General features: G+C 67.8%; 1 protein-coding gene. It reads left to right on the top strand.

The features are described 5' to 3' along the window. Nucleotides 1–8,294 (top strand): non-ribosomal peptide synthetase (locus A5732_RS01645; RefSeq protein ID WP_142256529.1); only part of this gene is annotated, 8,294 nt, incomplete at both ends.

The following is an 8,294-nucleotide window of genomic DNA, read 5'->3' as shown; positions in this document are numbered from 1 at the left end:
GAGGCCGGTGAGCTCGCCGGGATCGGCGGGACGGTGGAGTTCCGCACCGACGTGTTCGACAGCCAAAGCATCGAAACGCTGATCGAGCGTTTCCGGCGGGTGCTGGCGGCGATGACCGCCGACCCCAGCCAGCGGTTGTCGTCGGTGGATGTGCTCGATGCCGATGAGCACGCCCACCTGAACAAGATCGGTAACCGGGCTGTGTTGGCCCGAACGGTGTCAACCGCGGCGTCGATTCCGGCTGTGTTCGCCGCCGAAGTCACGCGCGCGCCAGAAGCGCTGGCGGTGACCTTCGACGGCCACTCGATGACCTACCGGGAGCTTGATGAGGCGTCGAACCGGTTGGCGCATCTGCTGGCCGCCCTGGGCGCCGGCCCGGGAGAGTGTGTGGCGCTGCTGTTGCCACGGTCGGCCAAGGCGGTCGTGGCGGTAATGGCGGTGCTCAAGACGGGGGCGGCGTATCTGGCGATCGATCCCGCGCACCCCGCGGCGCGAATGGAGTTCATGGTCGCCGATGCCGCACCGATCGCCGCCATCACCACTGCCGGGTTGGCCGGTCGCCTGGACGCTCACCAATTGCCGGTCATTGATGTCGACGACCCTCGCATCTCCGGCTGTCCGGACACGGGTCTACCGGCACCGGATCCGGACAATATCGCCTACCTGATTTACACCTCGGGCACGACCGGGGTTCCCAAGGGCGTGGCCGTCGCGCACCAGAACGTGCTCCGGCTGCTGGAAACCTTGAACGCCGACCAAGAGCTGCGGGACGCGGGGGCGTGGTCGCAGTGTCATTCGTTGGCCTTTGACTTTTCGGTGTGGGAGATCTTCGGTGCGCTGCTGCACGGCGGGCGCCTGGTGGTGGCGGCCGACGAGGTCGTCCGCTCGCCGGAAGACCTGCGCGCGTTGCTGATTGCCGAACAGGTCGCGTTATTGAGCCAGACCCCCTCGGCGTTTTATGCGCTGCAATCGGTCGATGCGCGGGCACCGGAGTCCGAGGATCGGCTCAAGCTGCAGACGGTCGTGTTCGGCGGCGAGGCGCTAGAACCCCAGCGTCTTGGGACCTGGCTGCGCAGGCACCCCGGACTACCGCGGCTGATCAACATGTATGGGATCACCGAGACGACGGTGCATGCCTCGTTCCGCGAGATCGTCGCCGGCGATGTCGACCGCACTGTCAGTCCCATCGGGGTGCCGTTGGCGCATCTTGGCTTTTTTGTGCTGGACGCGTCGTTGCGTCCGGTGCCGCCCGGGGTGGTCGGGGAGTTGTATGTGGCCGGCGGCGGGCTGGCCTACGGCTACGTGGGCCGGGCTGCTTTGACGGCGTCTCGGTTTGTGGCGTGCCCGTTCGCCGACACGGGAGCGCCGGGGCAACGGATGTATCGCACCGGAGATCTGGTGTATTGGGGGACCGACGGGCAGCTGGATTATCTGGGTCGCGCCGATGAGCAGGTGAAGATCCGCGGCTATCGCATCGAACTCGGCGAAATCCAGGCCGCACTGGCCGGGTTGGCCGGGGTGGAGCAGGCGGTGGTGATCGCCCGCGAGGACCGCCCCGGGGACAAACGGCTGGTGGGCTATGTCATCGGGACCGCCGATCCGGCCGAACTGCGTAGTGCGCTTGCCGAACGGCTACCGGCCTACATGGTCCCGGCCGCGGTGGTGGTGATCGCCGCGCTGCCGTTGACGGTCAACGGAAAACTGGACACCCGGGCCCTGCCGGCGCCCGAATACACCTCGGGCGATGCCTATCGTGCCCCGAGTACCCCCACCGAAGAGACCCTGGCCGGCATTTATGCGCAGGTCCTCGGGCTCGAGCGGGTCGGTGTCGACGACTCCTTCTTTGACCTGGGCGGGGATTCCCTGTCGGCGATGCGGGTGATCGCCGCGGTCAACAGCGCCCTGGATGCTCACCTTGCGGTGCGTACGGTGTTCGAGGCGCCCACGGTTGCCCAGTTGGCGCCCCGTATCGGCGGCGATGGGGCCGGGCGTAAGCCGTTGGTGGCCGGCCCACGACCGGCCGCGGTGCCGTTGTCGTTTGCCCAGCAGCGGTTGTGGTTCCTCGACCGGTTCGAGGGCGGGGTGGCGACCTACAACATGCCGACCGCGTTTCGGATCAACGGAGCGCTCGATATCGAGGCGTTGGGCGCGGCTATCGATGATGTGATCGCCCGTCACGAGTCGCTGCGCACCATATTTCCCGACGTCGACGGTGTGCCGTTGCAGCAGGTGTTGCCGGCCGCGGCGGGGATGTGGCGGCGCGGGGACGCGGTGGTGTCGTTGGCCGAGCAGGATGTGGTCGGCGAGTTGGCGGCGTTGGCGGGGTACCGGTTTGATTTGTCGGCCGAGATCCCCATTCGGGCGCAGATCTATGCGGTGGGCCCCGAGCAGCATGTGGTGGGAATTGTGGTGCACCACATCGCCTTTGATGGCTGGTCGCTCGCTCCAATGGCCAGGGATATCGGCGAGGCGTATCGCGCGCGGCGGCAGGGCCGGGCCCCGCAGTGGGAGCCGTTGCCGGTGCAGTATGCCGATTACACGCTGTGGCAACGGGATTGGTTGGGGGCCGAGTCTGACCCCGACAGTGTGATCGCCGGGCAGCTGGCCTACTGGCGGCAGGAGCTGGCCGATCTGCCCGAGGTGGTGTCGCTGCCGGCGGATCGGGCGCGCCCGCCGGTACCCAGTTACCGCGGTGATGAGGTGGGCGTGCACCTCGACCCCCGGCTGTGGGCAGGGATCAAGGCGTTGGCGGCGGCCCATAACGCGACCGCCTCGATGGTGTTGCAGGCGGCCATGGTGGTGGTGTTGCACCGGGCCGGGGCCGGCGAGGACGTCACGATGGGCACCGCGATCGCCGGGCGGATGGATGCGGCGCTCGATGAGCTGGTCGGGTTTTTCGTCAACACCTGGGTGTTGCGGGTGCGTATCAACTCTGCACAGCGGTTCAGCGAGGTGCTCGAGCAGGTGCGCCAGCAGGCGCTGGATGCCTACAGCAACCAGGATGTGCCGTTCGAGCTGCTGGTCGAGCAGCTCAACCCGGTGCGCTCGGCGTCGCATCATCCGCTGTTTCAGGTGGCCACCGTCCTTCAGAACAATGCGCGGCCCGAGATCGCGCTGGACGGGGTCAGCGTCGAGCCGCTGATGGTGGGCACCCGCACCGCCAAATTCGACATCGATATCCAGCTCAGCGAGGTGCCCGGCGAGGATGCGGGTGCCCCGATGGCCGCCGGCGTGTTGACGTACGCCACGGATCTGTATGACCGGTCCAGCATCGAGCGGCTGGTCGGCTGGTTTGGCCGAGTGATCGAGGCGGTCGTGGCCGACGCCTCGGTGATCGTGGGCGAGGTGTCGCTGCTGGATCGCGGCGAGCGTGATCTGGTGCTGTCGGGCTGGTCGGGTGCTGGAGTGACCGCGCCGGTGGGGCTGGCGCCGCAATTGTTGGCGGCGGCGGTGGCCGCCGACCCGGACGCGCTGGCCGTCATCGACGGTGGCCGGGCGGTCTCGTATGGCGAGCTTGATCAATGGTCGACGCGGTTGGCGCGCGTGTTGATCGAGGCGGGAGTGGGCCCGGAGCGCGCGGTGGGCGTGGCGATGGGTCGCAGTGTTGAGTTGGTGGTGGCCTGGTGGGCGGTGCTCAAGGCCGGTGGAGCGTATGTGCCGGTGGATCCGACCCACCCGGTGGAGCGCATCGCGGCGGTACTCGACGCGGTGGACGCCGTGTGTGTATTGACCTGCACCGCCGACACAATGGCCGGGGCGCGCCCGGTGCTGCGCGTCGATGAGCTGGATGTGTCCGGGCGCTGCGCGGATCCGGTCACCGACGCCGACCGGCTGGCTCCACTGGGAGTGGATAACACCGCGTATGTGATCTTCACGTCGGGGTCCACCGGTGTGCCCAAGGGGGTGGCGGTCAGCCACGCCGGTTTGCTAGGGGTGGCCGCCGCGCAACGCGCGATGTTCGGGTTGGGCGCGGATGCGCGGGTGTTGATGGTGGCCGCGCCGACCTTTGATGCGTCGCCCTTCGAATGGTTGTTGGCGGTGGCGCCGGGGGCGGCGTTGGTCGTGGCGCCGCCGGACGCCTATGCCGGGGAGGCGTTGACCGCGTTGATGCACGACCAGCGGGTCAACGTGGCGGTTCTGACCCCGACGGTGTTGTCGTCGCTGGATCGGGCCCGGCTCGGCGAACTTCGCACGCTGATCACCGCCGGGGAGGCCTGCCCGGGGGAGGTGGTTGCCGCCTGGGCACCGGGTCGGACGATGTTCAACGCCTATGGGCCCAGCGAGGCCACCATCTGGGTCACCCTTGCGCCGCTGGTTGCGGGGCAGCCGGTGCACATCGGCGTCCCGATCCCGGGGGTGTGTGCGCTGGTGCTGGATGCGCGGCTGAACCCGGCCCCGCCCGGGGTGGTGGGCGAGTTGTATCTGAGCGGGCCCGCGGTGGCGCACGGCTATGTGGGCCGTGCCGGATTGACCGCGGAACGGTTCGTGGCCAATCCTTTTGGCGGCCCGCACGGCGTTCCGGGAACCCGTATGTATCGCACCGGGGATCTGGTGCGCTGGACCGCGGCGGGCACGCTGGACTATCTCGGCCGCGCCGACACCCAGATCAAACTGCGCGGGCAGCGCATCGAGCTGGGTGAGATCGAAAACACCCTGCTGGCCTGCCCGCAGGTCACCGAGGCCGCGGCCGTTATCCACCACGGCGACACTGCCTCTCATCTCGTCGCGTATGTGACCCTCGAGCACACCGCCGCCGCCGCGGTGGATGACGATGCCGAAATCGTCGACCAGTGGCAACAGATCTACGACGAGCTCTACGACGCTGAAATCGATGCGCCGGAGTTCGGCAGCGATTTCCGGGGCTGGAACAGCAGCCTGACCGGTGAGCCGATTCCGCTTGAGGAGATGGAAGAGTGGCGTTCGGCCACGGTGAATCGGATCCTGGCATTGCAGCCGCAGCGGGTGTTGGAGCTCGGCGTGGGTTCGGGCCTGGTGTTGTCCCAGATCGCGCCGGTCTGCGCTGAGTATTGGGCGACGGACTTTTCGGCCCCGACGATCCGCAATCTGCAGGCGGCGGTTGCCGCGCAGCCGTGGGGGGATCGGGTGCAGCTGCGGGTGCAGCCGGCCGATGTGGCCGAGGGGTTGCCGGAGGGCCATTTCGATGTGGTGGTGCTCAACTCGGTGGTTCAGTACTTCCCGAGTGCGGGGTATCTGCGCGACGTGATGTCCGTGGCGATGCGATTGCTGGCACCGGCCGGGGCATTGTTCATCGGCGACGTGCGTAACCACAGTCTGCAGGGCGCGTTTCAGACCTGCGTCGCGCTCGCCCGCACCGCCGCCACCGATGCCGCCGAGATTCGTCAACGAGTTCAGCACGCCATGCTCGGCGAAGCCGAACTGCTGCTGGCCCCAGAGTTTTTCACCACCTGGGCCGCCGACCAGCCGTCGGTGGCCGGACACGACATCGAAGTGAAACGCGGGGTGGGCGACAACGAACTCAACCGGTACCGCTACGACGTCACCATCCACAAAACCCCCGCACCGGTTCGCTCACTGGCCACGGCGGACAGCTGGGCGTGGGCACAGTGCGCGGGCCTGGGCGGGCTGCGCGACCGGTTGATATCCCAACGTCCCAACACTGTCCGCGTCACCGAGATCCCGCGCGCCGGACTGATCAGCGACGTCGACATCGAACGCGGCCTGGCCGCCGGGCTACCCTTAGCCGACGCCTTGGCCCAGGCCGACGACACCAATGCCGTTGTCCCCGAACAACTGCACCGCCTTGGTGAGACCGCCGGATATCGCGTCGCGGTCACCTGGGGCTCTCAACCCGGCACACTGGATGCCGTCTTCATCGCCCCCGTCGACTCCCAGCGCCCCACCCCGCCGCTGACCGATCTGTATCTGCCGTCCGATGGGGCTCACCTACGCGGCGCCCACGCCAATGACCCGCAGACCAACACCAAGATCGCCGCGGTGCGTCAGCAGTTGAGTGCGTGGTTGCCCGAATACATGGTGCCGACGCACATCGTGGCGCTCGACGAGTTCCCGATGACGTCCTCGGGCAAGCTTGACCGTAAAGCCTTGCCGGCACCGGTGTTTGCCGCCACCGCCTTCCGGGCGCCTTCGACCGAGACCGAAAAAATCGTCGCCGGCGTGTTCGCCGAGGTGCTGGGGCTGGACCGGGTCGGTGTCGACGATTCGTTCTTCGATCTGGGTGGGGATTCGCTGTCGGCGATGCGTCTGATCGCGGCGGTCAATGCCGGTCTGGACGCCGATCTTTCGGTGCGTGCGGTGTTCGAGGCGCCCACGGTTGCGCAGTTGGCACCGCGAATCGGTAAGGGCGGGGGCCTGGAGCCGTTGAAGCCGGTCGAGCGGCCGGCGGTGGTGCCGTTGTCGTTTGCCCAGAGCCGGTTGTGGTTCATCGACCAGTTGCAGGGGCCGTCACCGCTTTACAACGTGGTGGTGCCGTTGCGGCTGAGTGGCCACCTGGATGCGGACGCGCTGTTTGCGGCGCTGGTCGATGTGGTGGGCCGCCACGAGAGCCTGCGTACCCTATTCCAGGCGGTCGATGGGATACCGCGGCAGGTGGTGGTGCCCGCCGAACAGGCCGACTTCGGCTGGGATGTCATTGATGCCACCGGCTGGCCCGCGGACCGGCTGAATGAAGCCGTCGGCGCCGTGGTGGGCTACCGGTTTGACCTGGCCGCCGAAATCCCTTTGCGGGCACTGCTTTTCCGCGTCGCCGACGACGAACACGTGATGGTGGCCGCCGTACACGAAATCGCCGCCGACGGGTGGTCGACGACCCGGCTGGTGCGTGACATGAGTGTGGCCTATGCAAGCCGGTCTGCGGGGCGCGCCCCCGACTGGGCGCCATTGCCGGTGCAGTATGTCGACTACACCCTGTGGCAGCGCGCGCAGTTCGGCGATCTCGACGACAGTCAGAGCCGCATCGCCGGGCAGCTGGCCTACTGGGAGCAGGCGCTGGCCGGGATGCCCGAGCGGCTGGCGTTGCCCGCGGATCGGCCCTACCCGCCGGTGGCCGATCAGCGCGGCGCCAGGGTGGCGGTGGAGTGGCCAGCCCTCTTGCAGCAGCGAATTGCTCGCGTGGGCCGCGAGCACAACGCGACCGGTTTCATGGTGATGCAGGCCGCCCTGGCGGTGATGCTGTCGAAGCTCAGTGCGAGCAGCGATGTGGCGGTGGGGTTCGCGATCGCCGGGCGGCGCGATCCCGCACTCGATGAACTGGTGGGGTTCTTCGTCAACACCTTGGTGTTGCGCGTCGATCTGGCCGGCGATCCGACTGTGGCCGAGTTGCTGGCCCAGGTGCGGGCACGGGGCCTGGCCGCCTATGAGCACCAGGATGTGCCGTTCGAGGTGCTCGTGGAGCGGGTCAACCCGACCCGGTCGTTGGCGCATCACCCGCTGGTGCAGGTCATGTTGGGCTGGAACAACTTCCCCGGCCAGGTCAACGTCCCCGCGACGGGGCTGACTTTGGGTGATCTTCAGGTGACTCCGCTGCTCGGGGATACCCAGACCGCGAAAATGGATTTGGTCTTCTTCTTGAAAGAATGCTGGACGGAGGCCGGTGCGGCCGCCGGGATTTCCGGGCACGTGGAATTTCGCACCGACGTGTTCGACGCGGACACCATCCGGGCGTTGATCGCGCGGTTGCAGCGGGTGTTGATGGCGATGACCGCCGAGCCGACCCGGCGGCTCTCGTCGGTGGATCTGCTCGGCGAGGGTGAACATGCCCGGTTGGATGAGCTCGGTAACCGGGCTGCGTTGACCGAGTCGGTGACCACGCCGGTGTCGATTCCGGCGCTGTTCGCTCAGTGGGTGGCCCGGACACCGGATGCCGTGGCGGTGACCTGCGAGGCCCGTTCAATGAGTTACCGCGAGGTCGAGCAGGCCGCTAACCGGCTGGCACACCTGCTGGCCGCACAGGGCGCGGGTCCGGGACAGACTGTGGCGCTGCTGTTTTCGCGGTCGGCCGAGGCGGTCGCGGCGATCATGGCGGTGCTCAAGACGGGGGCGGCGTATCTGCCGATCGACCCGGGGCTTCCGGCGGAGCGGATCGGGTTCGTGCTTGCCGATGCCGCGCCGATCGCCGTGATCACCACCATGGGGCTGGCCGAGCGGCTCGACGGGCATGGCGTGGCGGTCATCGATATCAACGATCCCGCTGTTGACGTCCAGCCCAACACCGCACTACCGGGGCCGGATCCCGACGATGTCGCTTACCTGATTTACACCTCGGGCACTACCGGGGTGCCCAAAGGTGTTGCGAT

The sequence above is a fragment of the Mycobacterium colombiense genome, from assembly GCF_001953985.1.
GTDB classification, from domain to species: domain Bacteria; phylum Actinomycetota; class Actinomycetes; order Mycobacteriales; family Mycobacteriaceae; genus Mycobacterium; species Mycobacterium colombiense_B.
Note: the sequence above shows the minus strand (reverse complement) of the source record. Positions and strands in the feature narration are given on the sequence as shown.